The organism is Desulfallas sp. Bu1-1, from assembly GCF_015594625.1.
Taxonomy (GTDB): domain Bacteria; phylum Bacillota; class Desulfotomaculia; order Desulfotomaculales; family Desulfallaceae; genus JADNRQ01.
In genome coordinates, this window is record NZ_JADNRQ010000009.1 from 1 (window position 1) to 15,302 (window position 15,302).

20 protein-coding genes, 1 tRNA gene and 1 pseudogene are annotated in these 15,302 nt (G+C 47.7%); 19 read left to right on the plus strand and 3 right to left on the minus strand.

Annotated features, from left to right (window positions below; translation table 11 throughout):
- The first annotated feature begins 134 nt into the window (after positions 1-134).
- From IT084_RS09880 to IT084_RS09955, 16 genes are all read left to right on the plus strand, one after another.
- Entirely contained in the window at positions 135-449 is a 315-nt protein-coding gene (locus IT084_RS09880; protein WP_195712706.1) for a YbjQ family protein, read from the plus strand.
- A gap of 17 nt (positions 450-466) precedes the next feature.
- On the plus strand, positions 467-1,000 hold the full coding sequence (locus IT084_RS09885) for a cysteine hydrolase family protein (RefSeq protein ID WP_195712707.1): 534 nt from the start codon (positions 467-469) through the stop codon (positions 998-1,000).
- Entirely contained in the window at positions 993-1,886 is an 894-nt protein-coding gene (locus IT084_RS09890; protein WP_195712708.1) for a histidinol-phosphatase, read from the plus strand. The genes IT084_RS09885 and IT084_RS09890 overlap by 8 nt, the downstream gene beginning before the upstream one ends.
- A 26-nt stretch (positions 1,887-1,912) precedes the next feature.
- Entirely contained in the window at positions 1,913-2,707 is a 795-nt protein-coding gene (locus IT084_RS09895) for a DnaD domain-containing protein (protein WP_195712709.1), read from the plus strand.
- Positions 2,708-2,719: 12 nt separating this feature from the next.
- Positions 2,720-3,451 (plus strand): ATP-binding protein, encoded by a 732-nt coding sequence (locus IT084_RS09900; protein ID WP_195712710.1) that lies wholly within the window; start codon positions 2,720-2,722, stop codon positions 3,449-3,451.
- A 57-nt stretch (positions 3,452-3,508) separates the two neighbouring features.
- Positions 3,509-4,612: a cobalt-precorrin-5B (C(1))-methyltransferase CbiD gene (gene cbiD / locus IT084_RS09905; RefSeq protein ID WP_195712711.1), complete on the plus strand. Its 1,104-nt coding sequence runs from the start codon at positions 3,509-3,511 to the stop codon at positions 4,610-4,612.
- Positions 4,600-5,232 (plus strand): precorrin-6y C5,15-methyltransferase (decarboxylating) subunit CbiE, encoded by a 633-nt coding sequence (gene cbiE, locus IT084_RS09910; protein WP_195712712.1) that lies wholly within the window; start codon positions 4,600-4,602, stop codon positions 5,230-5,232. Before cbiD ends, cbiE begins: the two co-directional genes overlap by 13 nt.
- Positions 5,225-5,806, plus strand: coding sequence for a precorrin-6Y C5,15-methyltransferase (decarboxylating) subunit CbiT (cbiT, locus tag IT084_RS09915; RefSeq protein WP_195712713.1), 582 nt, complete (start codon positions 5,225-5,227; stop codon positions 5,804-5,806). The genes cbiE and cbiT overlap by 8 nt, the downstream gene beginning before the upstream one ends.
- A 35-nt stretch (positions 5,807-5,841) precedes the next feature.
- Positions 5,842-6,552 (plus strand): precorrin-2 C(20)-methyltransferase, encoded by a 711-nt coding sequence (cobI, locus tag IT084_RS09920; protein ID WP_195712714.1) that lies wholly within the window; start codon positions 5,842-5,844, stop codon positions 6,550-6,552.
- A complete protein-coding gene (cobM, locus tag IT084_RS09925; protein ID WP_195712715.1) occupies positions 6,552-7,307 on the plus strand; it encodes a precorrin-4 C(11)-methyltransferase in 756 nt (251 codons plus the stop codon). The genes cobI and cobM overlap by 1 nt, the downstream gene beginning before the upstream one ends.
- A complete protein-coding gene (locus IT084_RS09930) occupies positions 7,304-8,365 on the plus strand; it encodes a cobalt-precorrin 5A hydrolase (RefSeq protein WP_195712716.1) in 1,062 nt (353 codons plus the stop codon). The genes cobM and IT084_RS09930 overlap by 4 nt, the downstream gene beginning before the upstream one ends.
- Positions 8,366-8,367: 2 nt before the next feature.
- Positions 8,368-9,090 carry a precorrin-3B C(17)-methyltransferase gene (gene cobJ, locus IT084_RS09935; protein ID WP_195712805.1) on the plus strand — a complete coding sequence of 241 codons (723 nt, stop codon included), beginning with the start codon at positions 8,368-8,370 and terminating at the stop codon, positions 9,088-9,090.
- Complete coding sequence (gene cobK / locus IT084_RS09940) at positions 9,087-9,869, plus strand: precorrin-6A reductase (RefSeq protein ID WP_195712717.1); 783 nt, start codon at positions 9,087-9,089, stop codon at positions 9,867-9,869. The genes cobJ and cobK overlap by 4 nt, the downstream gene beginning before the upstream one ends.
- Positions 9,862-10,236: a sirohydrochlorin chelatase gene (locus tag IT084_RS09945; protein WP_195712718.1), complete on the plus strand. Its 375-nt coding sequence runs from the start codon at positions 9,862-9,864 to the stop codon at positions 10,234-10,236. The genes cobK and IT084_RS09945 overlap by 8 nt, the downstream gene beginning before the upstream one ends.
- Positions 10,233-10,853 carry a precorrin-8X methylmutase gene (locus IT084_RS09950; protein WP_195712719.1) on the plus strand — a complete coding sequence of 207 codons (621 nt, stop codon included), beginning with the start codon at positions 10,233-10,235 and terminating at the stop codon, positions 10,851-10,853. The genes IT084_RS09945 and IT084_RS09950 overlap by 4 nt, the downstream gene beginning before the upstream one ends.
- A 101-nt stretch (positions 10,854-10,954) precedes the next feature.
- On the plus strand, positions 10,955-11,641 hold the full coding sequence (locus tag IT084_RS09955) for a cell wall hydrolase (RefSeq protein ID WP_195712720.1): 687 nt from the start codon (positions 10,955-10,957) through the stop codon (positions 11,639-11,641).
- A 21-nt stretch (positions 11,642-11,662) separates the two neighbouring features.
- Here the strand turns inward: IT084_RS09955 and IT084_RS09960 are convergent, their stop codons facing one another.
- The gene (locus tag IT084_RS09960; protein WP_195712721.1) at positions 11,663-12,490 is read right to left on the minus strand and encodes an Asp23/Gls24 family envelope stress response protein; all 828 of its coding nucleotides are present in this window, start codon (positions 12,488-12,490) and stop codon (positions 11,663-11,665) included.
- A 169-nt stretch (positions 12,491-12,659) separates the two neighbouring features.
- Between IT084_RS09960 and IT084_RS09965 the strand changes: the two genes are divergently transcribed.
- Together IT084_RS09965 and IT084_RS09970 are read left to right on the plus strand one after the other, a co-directional pair.
- On the plus strand, positions 12,660-13,091 hold the full coding sequence (locus IT084_RS09965; RefSeq protein ID WP_243276895.1) for a hypothetical protein: 432 nt from the start codon (positions 12,660-12,662) through the stop codon (positions 13,089-13,091).
- Positions 13,092-13,124: 33 nt separating this feature from the next.
- A complete protein-coding gene (locus IT084_RS09970; protein ID WP_195712722.1) occupies positions 13,125-13,718 on the plus strand; it encodes a DUF3786 domain-containing protein in 594 nt (197 codons plus the stop codon).
- Positions 13,719-13,843: 125 nt separating this feature from the next.
- Here IT084_RS09970 and IT084_RS09975 read toward each other — a convergent pair whose 3' ends face one another.
- Positions 13,844-14,164: a carbohydrate-binding protein gene (locus IT084_RS09975; RefSeq protein WP_195712723.1), complete on the minus strand. Its 321-nt coding sequence runs from the start codon at positions 14,162-14,164 to the stop codon at positions 13,844-13,846.
- A 148-nt stretch (positions 14,165-14,312) separates the two neighbouring features.
- Between IT084_RS09975 and IT084_RS09980 the strand changes: the two genes are divergently transcribed.
- A tRNA-Pro gene (locus IT084_RS09980) sits at positions 14,313-14,390 on the plus strand.
- A gap of 220 nt (positions 14,391-14,610) precedes the next feature.
- Here IT084_RS09980 and IT084_RS09985 read toward each other — a convergent pair.
- Positions 14,611-15,225: pseudogene (locus tag IT084_RS09985) on the minus strand (response regulator); the annotation flags it as partial.
- Positions 15,226-15,302 lie beyond the last annotated feature (77 nt).

Here is a 15,302-nt window from a genome sequence, read left to right on the forward strand (position 1 = left end):
GTCGCTATAGCCTGCTCCCGGGGGTAGGCAAACCCAATCCAGAAAGGAGCGAAAACCTGGTCATGGGGAGGCCGGGTTCACAAAAACTAACAGCTTGTTAGGTATTGTGAGCTTTTTTGAACCAGGTTACGATCATGATATTAACCACCACACCTTCGGTTGAAGGAAAAAAGATAGAAAACTATCTCGGCGTGGTGTGCGGGGAAGCCATCATGGGCGCCAACGTCATTCGGGACGTATTTGCCGCCATCACGGACATCGTAGGGGGCAGGTCGGGCGCGTATGAAGCCAAGCTGGCCCAGGCCAGGGAAATCGCCCTGGAGGAAATGTCGGCCAAAGCGCAGCGTCTGGGCGCCAACGCCATAGTAGGTATAGATATCGATTACGAAGTGGTGCGGGAAGGCATGCTCATGGTTACCGCCAGCGGAACCGCAGTGAAACTGGTTTAATGCGAGGTGGCCCAAAAATGCCCGGTAGAGTGCTGCTCATCGTCGATATGCTCAATGATTTCATCCGGGAAAACGGTAGTCTTTATTGTGGGCCGAGCGCGGCCCGGATCATTGAAAATGTTGCCGCCGTAGCGAAAGAATTTGCCGACAATAATGAACCAATTATTTTCATCATGGATGCCCATGAGCCCGATGACCTGGAGTTTACCCGTTTTCCCAGGCATTGCGTCAAGGGATCGTCCGGTGCGGATATCATCAACGAGCTTGCTTCTGTGGCAGTCCACGGGAAAAACGTTGAAAAAGTTACCAAGAACCGGTACAGCGGTTTTTTTAAGACCAATCTGGAGGAATTATTACAGAGATTCAACCCGGATGAAATCCACGTTGTCGGGGTTTGCACGAACATCTGTGTGTTATATACCGTAGAGGAACTTTGCAACCGCGACTATAAGGTAATCGTGCACCGGGACGGCGTCGCAAGCTTTGATGACCAAGCGCATGACTGGGCATTAAAGCAAATGGAAACCGTACTGGGGGCCGTAATTGTCTAACCGGAGGGGTTTTACTGACTATCACGTTCACCCCGGGTATTCCATTGACGCCGCGCCGGTAAGTATTGACGAATACTGTATTAAAGCCATTGAACTGCAACTGGCTGAAATATGTTTCACCCCCCACTTGGAGGTTGACCCGGTACGCAAACATATCGATTGGTTTGTGCGCTGGGGCGGCAAGGTGCACCAAATGGATGATTGGCGCTGGTTGGAACAATATTTTGCTGATATCCATGCCGCCCAACAAAAATATTATCCCGACTTGAAAGTAAAAGCCGGGATTGAAGTCGGTTTTGAGCCCGGTTATGAAAAACAAATAGAAATGATCCTGTCAAATTTTCCTTTTGATTTTGTGCTCGGGTCCATACATTGCTTAAACCACATTGCCATTTCATCTAAAAAAGAATGCCCGGGTTATTTTATGCACAAAAACGGCACCCAAGTAGCCAGGGATTACTTTACCATGCTGGAAGCTGCGGTAAAAACCGGTTTGTTCGACTGCATCGCCCATATTGATTTATATCGCCGTTATGGCAAGCCTTATCTGGGGAATTCCGTTAAAATCATTCACCAGGGGTATATCGAACGCATCCTGCAATTTATGTCCGATCATAAAATGGCACTGGAAATAAACACTTCCGGACTGCGGCGGGGACTCAACGATCTGCATCCCTCCATTACCATCCTGGAAACCGCCGTCCAACAAGGAATAAAATTTTATACCACTGGTTCCGATGCCCATTCCATCGACGAACTTGGAAAGGGTCTCGACCAGGCTGAAAAAATATTAAGCAAGTATTCTTTATCCATAACCACCTTCACTAACCGCCAACCCGAACGACCCGAAAGGGTGGACAAACCCACCCACTCTACCATAAAATAAATAAAGGCGATGAAGGAGAGATTTGGATGGGACCTTCGGGAAACCTCAGAACTGTCAAAAAATATAAAAAAGGTAATATCACCGCCGCTTTTGGGGTGGATTTATTTATACACGGCTCTACAGCCATCCCCAACTTATTGTTGAAGTTTTATAAGCAGCTGGGGATTACGGATACGGAAATGATGTTAATTATTCAGTTGCTGAGAATACGTACGGAAGAAAAGATTTTTTTGCCTACTCTATCATTGCTGAGTTCAGTTTTGTCAGAGGATGAAGAGCAAATTGCCCGGAACCTGGAAAGCCTGGTTGGTAAGGAAATGCTTAAAATAACGGAGTTTTTTGATGCTGAAAAGGGATTAATTTTGCGGGGTTACGATTTTGAGCCCCTTTTTGAAAAACTGTCTGAATTCTGGGCCTGCGCCAAGGTCAAAGAAAACGAAAAGATAAAAAACATACTTGACAAGGAACCCGGTTTTACCATCAATCTGTACAAAGGGTTTGAAAAAGAATTCGGGAGACCCCTGTCGCCCATGGAAGTTGAACAAATCAATATCTGGTCTCAAAAAATGAAGCCGGTCATGGTACTGGAAGCGTTGCGCAGGGCCGTATTGATGGGTAAACATAATTTTAAGTATATAGACGGCATTTTATTGGAGTGGGAAAAAAACAACATCAATTGTCCCGAGGACATTGCGGAATATGACCGGCAGTACAAAATGAAGCGTACTGATAAAAAGAAAAACGACGGCAATTTAAGGCGCAATTCCAATTCGGACAAAACCGACAAGAAAAGTTTGATCAAATCCCTGTATATGAACTAGAAAGGTATGAATATGATTGTTCATTGCGATAAATGCGCCGGGCGCGGCATTATTGTGCAGGATGGCGTTGCGGAACCATGCCCCTGCATAAAACAAAGGGTGATTAATGCCAAGATCAAGGCCTCCCAAATTCCACCCAAGTTTAGTCAATATACGTTCGACCGTTTCAACCTTGGTTATTACTCCAGGACCATGCTGGACCCGGAAAAAAGAATTTCTCACCGCGAGATCGCGGCCAGTACGCTGGCGGCAGCGAAAAATTTTGTACACAGCTATTTAAAAAACAATCATACCGGGGGCCTGTTGCTTACCGGCCCGGTGGGCAGCGGCAAAACCTTTCTGGCCTGCTGCATTGCCAACGCGTTATTAGCCCAAAATAAAACTCTTTTATTTGTGGTTGTTCCCGATTTGTTGGACCAGATCAGGGCCACCTACGACGCCGCCAGGCAAAAAACCGTAACCGAGTCGGAGTTGCTGGATACCGCGCGGGAAGTGCCCCTCTTAATTCTGGACGACCTGGGTGCGCACAACTACACGGACTGGACCCGCAATAAAATATTTACCATTATCAATTACAGGTTAAATTATCTGCTTCCGACCATCATCACCAGTAACATCAACCTGGAAGACCTGGAAGAGTATCTAGGGGAAAGAACAACATCGCGTATTTTTGAAATGTGCCGGCCATACCGGTTGCTGGTGGATGTGGATATCCGCATGCAAATGGCCAAATCCGGCTTTTAGACAAATATTTAGCCCGTTCTTTTTTCGGACGGGTTTCTTTATCGAGGAGAAATGCCAATGTCTGTCGAAAGTAAATTAAGAACAGGTTTTACAACCGGCGCCGCGGCCGCAGCCGCGGCCAAGGCTGCCGCAATCGCCCTTTATAAAAAAGAACGCCCCGGACATGTAACCGTTCGCAATCCCGATGGGAAAGAGCTTAGGATACCCATACACAGATATATAAACCAAGAAGACGGCAAAGGCGCCACGGTGATCAAGGACGGTGGAGATGATCCCGACGCCACCCACGGCCTGGAAATTATAGCCACGGTAGTTGCTACAAATAACGGCACTATCGTTATCAAGGGCGGGGAAGGGATAGGTACGGTAACCAAACCAGGGCTCCAAGTCCCGGTAGGCAGGCCCGCCATCAACCCGGTGCCCGCATGGATGATTAAAACTGCCCTGGCCGAAATCATGCCCGCCGGCACGGGTTGCACCGTCACCATCCGCGTGCCGGACGGCGAGAAAATCGCCCGGCGCACCCTGAACCCTCGCCTGGGCATAGTGGGTGGAATTTCTATACTGGGTACCACCGGCATAGTCCATCCCATGTCTGAGGAAGCTTACAAAAACTCGCTGGTACCATTAATCGACATGGCCGTTGCCCTTGGATACTCCAGCGTTGTACTGACACCCGGCCGCCTGGGAGCGAAATGGGCCGTAAGCCGGGGCATTCCGGAACCGGCCGTAGTTGAGATGAGCAACTTTGTTGGTTTTATGCTGGAGAAGTGCGTGGAAAAGGGCATTAAGAAAGTATTGCTCTGGGGTCATCACGGCAAGCTGGTTAAAGTGGCTGCGGGCATTTTCCATACTCATAGCAGAACGGCAGATGCAAGGCAAGAGACCTTTGCCGCACTGGCGGCTGCGCTGGGAGCGGGGCCCACCATCGTTTCATCCATACTGGAATGCGTCACCACCGAAGCCATCGTGAAAATATTAAGAAGGGAAAATTTAATGCAGGTGCTGAATATAGCAGCTGAAAAAGCCAGCGTCAGGGCTTCCGAATACGTCAGGGGAGATCTTGCGGTGGGAACCGCCCTGCTGTCCATGAAGGGCGAGGTACTGGCGGCCGACCGGGAGGCCCGCTTGATTGGGAGGGAATTGGGGTGGCGACTATAACCGTGGTCGGTCTGGGACCTGGAAGCAAAGATTACTTGACCCGGGCGGCCGAAGAAGCCATTACGCAGGCCGACGTGTTAATCGGGGGACGCAGGCAACTTGAAATGTTCCAGGCCACACCGGCGGAAAAATATACCATTACCTCCGACATGGAATCCGTCTTCAACATCATAAAAAGCAAAGCGGCAGGCGGCAGCAAGATCGTCGTCCTGGCGTCGGGAGACCCGGGCTTTTACGGCATCCTGTCCTCCTTGAAGCGTGGTTTACCGGATCTAGATATAAGAGTTATTCCGGGCATTTCTTCGATCCAATTAGCCTGTGCCAGTTTGGGAATTACCTGGGACGATGCCTTTTTAACCAGTTGCCATGGGCGTGATTGCGCGGCGCTGGCCTCGGAGGTAAAAAATCATAAAAAAGTCATTATCCTGACCGATCCCAAACGGAACCCGGGTAAACTGGCCCGGATCCTACTGGAACAGGGCGCGGGCGACAGGCCCGTCTTTGTCGCCTGTAATCTGTCATATCCAAACGAAGTGATCATAAAAACAACTTTAGGGCAGCTTGCTGCTGTTGACCAGTGGCAGGCGGGCAATTGCGTGATGGTGATTTGTGATGAATAGCCAGTGGCCTTATTCCACGCCGGGTATTCCGGACGATCTTTTTATCCGGGAAAAGGTGCCCATGACTAAGGAAGAAATACGCATTTTAACCCTGGCCAAGGCCAGACTGGCCCCCGGGCAAATAGTATGGGACATAGGTTCCGGAACGGGTTCCATTTCGGTGGAAGCGGCCTTGCTGGTACCCGGCGGTAAGGTATTTGCCGTTGAAAAAAACGCGCGGGCCACGCAATTAACAATCCAGAACGCGGAAAAATTCGGGGTTAATAATTTAATTACCGTTCCCGGGGAAGCACCCGCCGTATTACATGACCTTCCCGACCCACACCGGGTAATTATTGGCGGCAGCGGAGGCAATTTACACCACATATTGCAGCTGGCCGTGAACAGGTTAAAACCGGGGGGGAGGATAGTGGCCAACGCTGTAACTGTCGAAACATTTAACCACTGTACCCAGTTTTTTACCGGGCTAAACTGGGAAGCCATCCTGGTAAACATTTCCCGAACCGTTCCGGCCGGAAATGTCAGGATGTGGCGGGCTTTAAATCCGGTCTACATATTTACCCTGGAAAAGTAAGCAGATTTAATGGTTTAGGGAAGGTGTGATGGAGATTGTCTGGTATTTTTTATGGTATCGGCGTGGGACCGGGCGACCCGGACTTACTGACAATTAAAGCGAAAAAAATACTCTCCGATGTGGATCTACTGTGTGTGCCCAAGTCCCGCCAGGAAAAAGAAAGCCTGGCTTTGGCCGTGGTTAAGGCGGTGGTGCCCAAGGAGCACAAGCTATTGGAACTGGAGTTTCCCATGTCCAGGGACAGGTCTGTACTGGAAAAAAGCTGGCGAGAGGCGGGGCAGCTGGTCGCCGAGGCGCTTTTATCGGGCCGTAACGTCGCCTTTATCACCGTCGGCGACCCCACTTTGTACAGCACATACGGTTACCTGCTCAGGTACATTAAGGCCAATTATCCCGAAATATCCACGGAAACCGTGCCGGGAGTGTCCTCCATCACCGCCTGCCCGGCATTTATCCAGGAGCCCCTGGTGGAAGGGGAGGAGAAGCTGGCCGTTATCCCGGCCGCGTACAGCCTGGAGGACCTGCAAAAAATCATGGAGATTTTTGATACCGTGGTATTGATGAAGGTCAACAAACGGCTGCCGGAGTTAATGCAATACTTCAGACAATCGGGCAACGTGGAAACTTATTTTGTCAGTCGCTGCGGTTATTCCAACCAATTCGCCACAAACAGGCCCGAGCAAGTTATGAACGATAACCTGGATTACATGTCGCTGCTGATTGTTAAAAAGCGGAGGGGAGCCTAATGATTTATTTTGTCGGAGCCGGTCCCGGCGATCCTGAATTAATCACCGTCAAGGGGGCCAAACTATTGGCCCGGGCCGATGTGGTGATTTACACCGGATCGCTGGTTAACAGGGAACTGCTTGATCTTTGCAAGCCCGAAACAGAAATTTATAATAGCGCGGGCATGCACCTGGAGGAAATAACCCAAATCATGATTAACGCGCACCAGGCCGGCCGGGAGGTGGTCCGCCTGCATACCGGGGATCCTTCCCTGTACGGGGCCATCCAGGAGCAAATGGACGCTCTTAACAGTACGGCGGTGCCCTATGCCGTTGTCCCGGGCGTCAGTTCATTTTTAGCCGCCGCCGCGGCCATTCCCCACGAACTCACCTTGCCCGGAATCACTCAAACCGTAATCCTGACCAGGATGGAAGGTCGCACCCCGGTCCCGAAAAAAGAATCCATCAGTTCGCTGGCAGCTCATAACGCCACTATGTGCATTTTTCTGAGCGTGCATATGCTGGATGGTTTAGCCCGGGAACTAATTACCGGCGGTTATGGCGACCAAACTCCGGTGGTCGTAGTGGAAAAGGCTTCATGGCCGGACGAGCGCGTGGTGACGGGCACCCTGGCGAACATTGCGGAAAAAGCGAGGGAAGCCGGTATCAACCGAACAGCCATGATCATTGTGGGCGACGTTTTGAAGGCCGATTATACTCCGTCGCGCCTTTATGACCCCGATTTTACCCACGGTTTTCGAGGAGGCAAAAGTTGAAAACCGCCATTGTTTGCATTACCAAACATGGTTACCACCTGGGCCTGCGTGTTAAACAAAGACTTTTGCACGGCAACGGAGAAGTGGATCTTTTCGCCCCGGCGCGCGCATTTGTCGATCCAGGGGAAGCCACATTATTTCAAAACCTTGCCGATACCGTACAATCGATATTTCCGCGGTACCGCCAAATTGTTTTTATTATGGCCTTGGGCATCGTAGTTAGAATAATCGCCAAACATATTCAGGACAAAACCACCGATCCGGCGGTGGTGGTGATTGATGAGGCGGGACTGAACGTGATCAGCGTTTTATCCGGACACCTGGGCGGTGCGAACAGCCTGGCCAAATTTATCGCCGCTTCCATCGGAGCCAGAGCGGTAATCACCACGGCTACCGACGTACACGGCTTACCGGCGGTGGATGACCTGGCCCGGGAACTAAACCTGGCTATCGATCCCGTTTCAGCCGTGCGAAAAGTAAACAGCGCCGTGGTCAACGGCGAAACAGTCCACATCTACACCCGGATCCCGCTACCGGTAAAACCAAGTTCCAATGTAAAAATTTATCAACCCGAAGATTACCTGAAACTACAAAACCATGCTCGTTACCATGTAATCATTACCAATCGTTTAATGGGTAACCTTCCGGATAACACGATGTTTCTCCGGCCCCGCAACCTGGTGGCCGGCGTCGGTTGTCGTTCTGGAACAAGCGAAAATGATATTTTGAAGGCCGTCCAAAACGCCCTCGCCAGGTGCGGGTACTCAATCTTAAGCCTGCGTGCCCTGGCTACCATTGGGCGTAAAGCAAGTGAACCCGGTCTAATTGGAGCTGCTGCCGTACTAAATTTACCGATCCTAAGTTTTTCCGCGGAGGAAATAAATCACTTTTTTCAAACAACGGAGCTGCAGTTGCACAGTTCGGAATTTGTTCGGAACAGCGTGGGAGTGCCCGCCGTTTGTGAACCTGCGGCGCTCCTGGCAACAGGAAAGGGTGAGTTAATATTACCGAAACAACAATATCCAGGCATCACGGTGGCAATAGCAGAGGATCGATAGCGATTGTAGGCACCGGACCGGGAGCGGTGGAAGATCTCAGCAGCAGAGCCGTCCAGGCATTACGGAACGCCGATGTTATTGTAGGGTATAAAACTTACATCGATTTAATCCGGGATTTGGTGAAAGATAAAGAAATTATCAGCACCGGCATGACCAGGGAAAAGGAGCGCTGCGCGGCAGCCATTGATCGAGCTGTGGCGGGCCAAAAAGTAGCCGTGGTAAGCAGCGGGGACCCCGGTGTTTATGGGATGGCCGGGTTGGTGCTGGAAATGCTGGAGACCTCGGGAAGGCTCGGAACAATACCGGTGCAGGTTATCCCGGGGATTACCTCCGCGACGGCATCTGCTTCCCGCCTGGGCGCCCCGTTGATGCACGACTTTGCCGTGATCAGCCTCAGCGATCTGCTGACACCCTGGGAATTAATTGAAAAAAGGCTGGAAGCAGCCGCCCGGGGCGATTTTGTTATTGTACTTTACAATCCCGCCAGTAAGAAAAGGAACTGGCAAATCAAGCGGGCCAGGGAAATATTTTTGCAACACAAGTCACCGTCGACTCCCGTGGGTATTGTCAAGAACGCGGCGCGTGATGAAGAATTATTATATATTACGGACATTGAAAATATGCTTGACTTTCCCATCGACATGCTCACCACGGTCATAGTCGGGAACCGGTCAACCAGGAAAGCCGGGAATTTCATCATTACCCCGCGGGGGTACAGCCTATGATCCTGGTGCTGGGGGGCACTTCCGAAAGCCGGGAGATTGTTGCAGCGCTCGTCCGAAAACATTACAGGGTCATCGCCTGTGCGGCCACGGCTTACGGCGGCAAATTACTGGAGGGAACAGGGGCGGCGGAAATTATTGCCAGGCGACTTGATGAGCGTGAATTAGTCGCGCTGGTTCAAAATAAAAAAGTGCGCATACTTATTGACGCCACGCATCCTTTTGCGGAAATCGTCACCGCTAATGCCAGGAATGCCTGTGCCAAAACCGGGATTTTATACCTCCGGTTTGAAAGGCCAGCCCTGGTTTTACCCGGGCACCCTTTAATTCACACCGTCAACAGTTACGAGGAAGCGGCGGTCACGGCCGTTGAACTGGCTCCTCATATCATTTTTCTGGCCACAGGTACCAAAACACTGCCGACCTTTGTAAATTACGCCCAGAGAGCGGGAAAACAGTTGGTGGTGAGGATTATCCCGGAATTAACCGGTTTAAAACGTTGCCTTGACTTGGGGATTGCTCCCGGCAATATTATCGCGATACAGGGACCGTTTTCCACGTCCATGAACAAAGTACTGCTGCGGGAATTTAACGCGGATGTTCTTGTAACCAAGGAAAGCGGCGTAGCCGGCGGTACCGGGGCAAAAATAGAAGCGGCCCTGGACCTGTCCGTACCGGTTGTGGTTATTAAGCGGCCGAATAAAATATCCGGCGCCTTAACTGATTTGGATCAACTGTTAGATTACATAGCTAAATTTGAAAGGACGGAAATTCATGGATAAAACCGGCATCATATTATTAAGTCATGGCAGCAGGCTGCCTGAAGCGCAAGTCACGTTGCAAAAAATAAAAAACATGGTCATAGCGGGAATAACAGACAACTTTTTAGTGGAAAGCGCTGCGTTACAATTCAATCAGCCCGACCTGCCCGCGGCCATCCAGCGGGTTGTTGACCGCGGAGTAAAAAAGATTATCATAGTTCCCCTTTTTCTGTACATGGGTCTGCACATGCAACGCGACATTCCGGAAATTTTGGCCCGGGAAAGGAATAAATACCCGGGCGTAAGCATTGCCATGACCGAACATATCGGAGCGGATCCCCGCTTGTTAGATTTAATCATGGACCGGGTCAGGGGGGCTTCCAGTTGAAATATAATTTCAATCCAGGCGATATTGAACGGGAAAGCATGGCCATTATTGAAAGAAACGTGCCTGAACTTTCCGGCCTGCCGGTCGGGGAAAGAAACATTATTAAAAGAATTATTCATACCACCGGTGATTTCAACATCGCCTCCCTGGTTAAAATACACCCTCTCGCGGTTGGCAACGGTTTAACGGCAATGCGGAGGGGATGTAAAATTTACGTAGACGTGAACATGGCCCTGGCCGGATTCAATAAAAGCAAAATGGAATCGTTCAACATCCGGGCCATTTGCCGCATCAACGAGCCGGATGTGATCAGGGAAGCCGCAAAATCGGGAAAAACCCGGGCCATGGTGGCAATGCAAACGTCGGGGCCGATGTCGGGTGATATTGTAGTAATTGGCAATGCACCCACGGCACTGTTCTCCCTTTGCGAAATGATTCAAGCCGGACAGGCAGATCCGGCGCTGGTAATCGGAACGCCGGTTGGTTTCGTAGGGGCGAGCGAGTCCAAAGAACTGCTGGTAAACTTGAACAAAGTGCCCTATATCACTGTTTTGGGCACGCGAGGCGGGAGTACCATCGCCGCGGCTGCCGTAAATGCCCTATTGTATATGACATAAATCCCCTGTGAAGGGGATTTATATAATTTATGGATTATTCTGGCATGTATATAATATAAATAGAATGTCAAAGATAATTTTTGTTGAGAAAGGAGGAGAAAATGATCACTCATTTTCCCAAAATATCCGGCTTTTTACTTGTTGCGCTTGTGTTGATGAGCATGTGGGCGGGTAATGTCAACGCCGGTGTGGAAAAAGAAGTGGCCGGAAGATTAGTTGATGGCACTGTCAGTTATACAGTACAACCGGGAGATACCCTTTCCGAAATAGCCGATACATTTAACATCGACGTCAACCTGCTGATCAGTGCCAACAATTTAAAGACATCAGCAATTCATCCTTACCAGGTACTGGTAATTCCCTCAAGTGAAACAGAAACCTTATCTTCTTCACGTAGTATTATTTCCGGGGAAATTTCCAGGGAAGACTTTTTGCTTCTGGCCAGGGCAATTTACGCCGAAGCTCGGGGAGAGAGCTTTGACGGCCAGGTGGCGGTAGGAGCGGTAATATTGAACCGCACGCGCAGCCCGTACTTCCCCAATACAATCCGGGAAGTAATCACGCAGCGCGACGGAAACTTATTTCAATTTACTCCCGTATCCAACGGTACGATAAATTTAACTCCCGATGCCACGGCCATCAAAGCCGCCCGCAAAGCATTGGAAGGTTATGACCCAACAGGAGGGGCGCTGTTTTTTTACAACCCTCACATAGCATCAGATAACTGGATAAAAACGCTGCCGGTTTTAACAAAAATCGGTAAACATATTTTTGCCACTAAAACATAAAAGCAGGGAGCGCTATCCCTGCTATATTATTTCTTCAATTTTTAAGCCCGCCACGGTTACATTAACACACTTTACGGTGAGCCCGGTCATTTTCTCAATCTGCTCCTTAACAGCCAATTGAACATCCCGGCTGATATCATTTAACTTAAATTTAATATCAAGCACAACTTCAACCTCTATCTCCACTCCTTGATCATCTTTAATGATGCTTGCCCTTTTAACGCCCGCAACACCCGGAATACCGGTAGCCGCACAGGTTACAATAGCACCCAGCGCTCCCTGAGAGATATATAGCTTTCCGTACATGGTAAAAGTAGGCCTAACCACGGATTGCTCCAACCAGCTTCTGTTACCCTTATATCCTTTGCGCTTTAAAAACACCTGCAACGGGTCGATAATAGTTTCCGGTAAACTCTTTCTTACCTCCACCGTTGGCGCCGGTATAACATGTTTGCTGTACTGGGTGCGCATTATCCGTGCCTTCCTGATTTCCTTTTCCGTGGCGATTTGTTCAATACCGATAAACTCTTTAATCCCTGGCAACCCCAATCTGGATGCTATCTTTTCAGCCATTTTGCGGGATGTACCCAGGATCAATATCTTATTAGAACTCGATTGTTTAATTGCTTCCCTGGCCATATTAATGTGATTTTCATCCGTAAACAGCGCCGTCTTAATCGCCCCGATCCGGGTGGGTTGCTTTTTAGCCGATACCCCGGCAATAATTTGATTTCCCTTAATAATTAACCCGTCATCTATAATCACTTCCGCTCCCAATTTATGGGCCAACAAAACAGCTCTGTGACTTTTTCCCGTACCGCTGGGACCAATCAGCGCGTATACTTCCATTACGGTCCCCCCGTTCAATAACTATTTAGCTTTCGTCCTTACCCACATACTGCAGTGCTACAGATATAATATCTGCTTTTTATTTGCTTATTGAAGGTATGGCTATATTATATTATTATAATAAACAATACGTAACGTTAAAATACGCAAAATATCAGGTGGGATAAGCTTGGCCTCTGTTTTTATCAATATGCTGAAAGATAAATTTAGTTTAAATGAAGCGGAAATCACATTGTTGACAAAAACAATGCGTCAGCTGAGGCGTAAGGATCGACGGTATTATTTTAAGCATCTAAAACCAAAGGAAAAAGCGTTTAAACAATATATCAAAGATTATTATGCATCCCTTGACAGCGATATGCAAAAGCAATGGGTCAACATCGTAGCGCAGAGCATGCTGGACCAGGGAGGCGAGCCCGACCTTTCCGACTCCATCGTAATGAGCGTCATCGGGCGATTGCCCGTATATAACCATATGCGCCAAAGGGCCGAAACGGAAGGAATAAAATTAAACGCACTGGCTAATTTCGGTGGAATGGGTGCCGTAATCATGCTGGTAGGGGCCATCACCGCACTTGTTTTGTACTTGCTGGCCAGGTAACATAAGATTATTTGTTGATAAGGGGTGTTTATTTTGTGCAACGAATTGACGGCCCACAGCGCCGCAGTTAAAGATTTTCTGTCCACTGACCCGGATGAAATGGCCTTGAAGAGCGGTGCGTGTTATTCTGAAGACCGGTTACACATTGTGATCAACTATTTTGCACGGAAACACTTTGTTTCCTTAAGCACCGGTGAGGTAACAACACCAGGTGGTAAAATTTCCTTTAACGACGCCACACTGGTATTGCAATACCTTAAACAATGCAGCGGATTACCGCCAAGGGGCAAGTGGATTTCCTTCTTGGAACTGCCACAAGGGGAACACCATTATGTACCTTTTTTGAACGATGCTTGCAAACCAATCTCCGAAGCATTCGGCGACAACCCGGCGCTGCTCGAGCAACGGGTCAAGAAACTGGGCGGCCAAAAACTTGACCTGGGTGATTTTTCCGCCCTGGTACCAGCTTTTCCCAAATTACCCCTTGCTGTTGTGCTGTGGGAAGGAGACGAAGAGTTTCCTGCCAAGGCCACTATTTTATTTGACAGCATCGCGCCCCACCATTTGTCCACGGCGGCACTTTGGGTACTTGGTTGTGAATTAACCAAAAAGTTATTAACTTTATAACACAACTTTTTCTTTGAGCTACCAGCTCCAACCGCTTTGCAGTCTATTAAAAAAATTTATATGACGCCGTCTAAAAATATAAGTGGCTGGCTCTCCAACCACTTACTAACGGCCCTTTAACGTGATCATGTTATTTTATATACCCAGTTGGCCCCGTTATTATTGTCCCAGTTCTGGGCATTATCACGGAAACAGAAATTAAGCTGCTTTTCTTGTAAATTTACGGTTTGTTCCCAACCTTCATCCGTATGTTCCATTAAATGATCTTTAACATCTCTCCATGCGTTGATATCGCCGTAACCGGCATGCAACCATATCTGTTGAGCACCGTTTTGTCTCAATAAGCCGTTATACCGAATCCGGATTTGAAACCCGTCCTGTGTCAAAGGTTTAACCTGAACCCCCTGAATCGGAGCGGAAAAGGTAAATGGACTTAAGTTGCTCATTGTGCACCTCCATTTTGATCCGAAATTTAAATATAGTTTAAGCAAAAACAGTTCAATTATTAATTTTTAATACTGTTATTAATTCACAAGGCAATTCCGGTTGACAATTGGACTAATTTAAGGTATCATAATACTTGCCGTTAATTATCGGGATGTAGCTCAGTTTGGCCAGAGCGCACGGTTCGGGACCGTGAGGTCGCACGTTCAAATCGTGTCATCCCGACCAAGCATAGCTTTTCGAGAACCCGCGAAGCTGTATAAATTAAAGGCTAACGCGGGTTTTAAATTTTTTAAGTTGAGCATAATTTTTTTAAGAGCCTGTTCGAAGAAAATAAAAGAAGAAAGAGGGAAACGGGCTGCCGGGCCTGGGTATATCCCTGGTCGGCTACATCTTAATATCAAAACCTCTTTTCTACTCCGGTATATCAATTTGGGCTTCTTGATAATTATTTATTAGTGTCCATTAATTTGTTTAAAATCAAATCTTTAATTGCATTACTATTATAATTATTAATGAGTTCTTTTTGATGTACATCATCAGGGTAAAAGAAAATTTTAAGGTTTATCTCTTCTGAAAAAGAAATACCTATCTGGTTAAAATTGTGTACAATCTTATTTTTTACCACTTCAAATCCATCTTTATTTGTTAAAGGCAAGATTAGCACTAAATATCCATTATAAGCATATACATTATCTAACTTTCTTAATATTTTTTTTAAATTGTTCTTTAATGCAATAATATTGTTTCGTTTTAATATATTTTGAGATTTTATTTTTAAAGAAAGCACGGTTAATGAAGTACCTGCCCGATTGGCCCTATCTACTTCCAAAAGAAGAGTATTATCGAGATCCTTTAAATCAGTATCCTCTACCTGTTCCCTTAATAATACATGATAAAAACGCTCTATCCTTGAGATTAAAGTTTCTTTATCAAAAGGTTTTAGAAGATAATCCTTTGCGCCAAGATCAATGCATTTTAACACACTCTCTTTTTTTCTTTCCATACTCATCATAATAACTGGTATATTTGGATAATTAGTGGCTATAAATTTTAAAACCTCATAACCATCTAAGTTTTATTATTTTCACTGACTAATATACATGCTATAATGTGTACAAGCTGATTATTATTGAACCT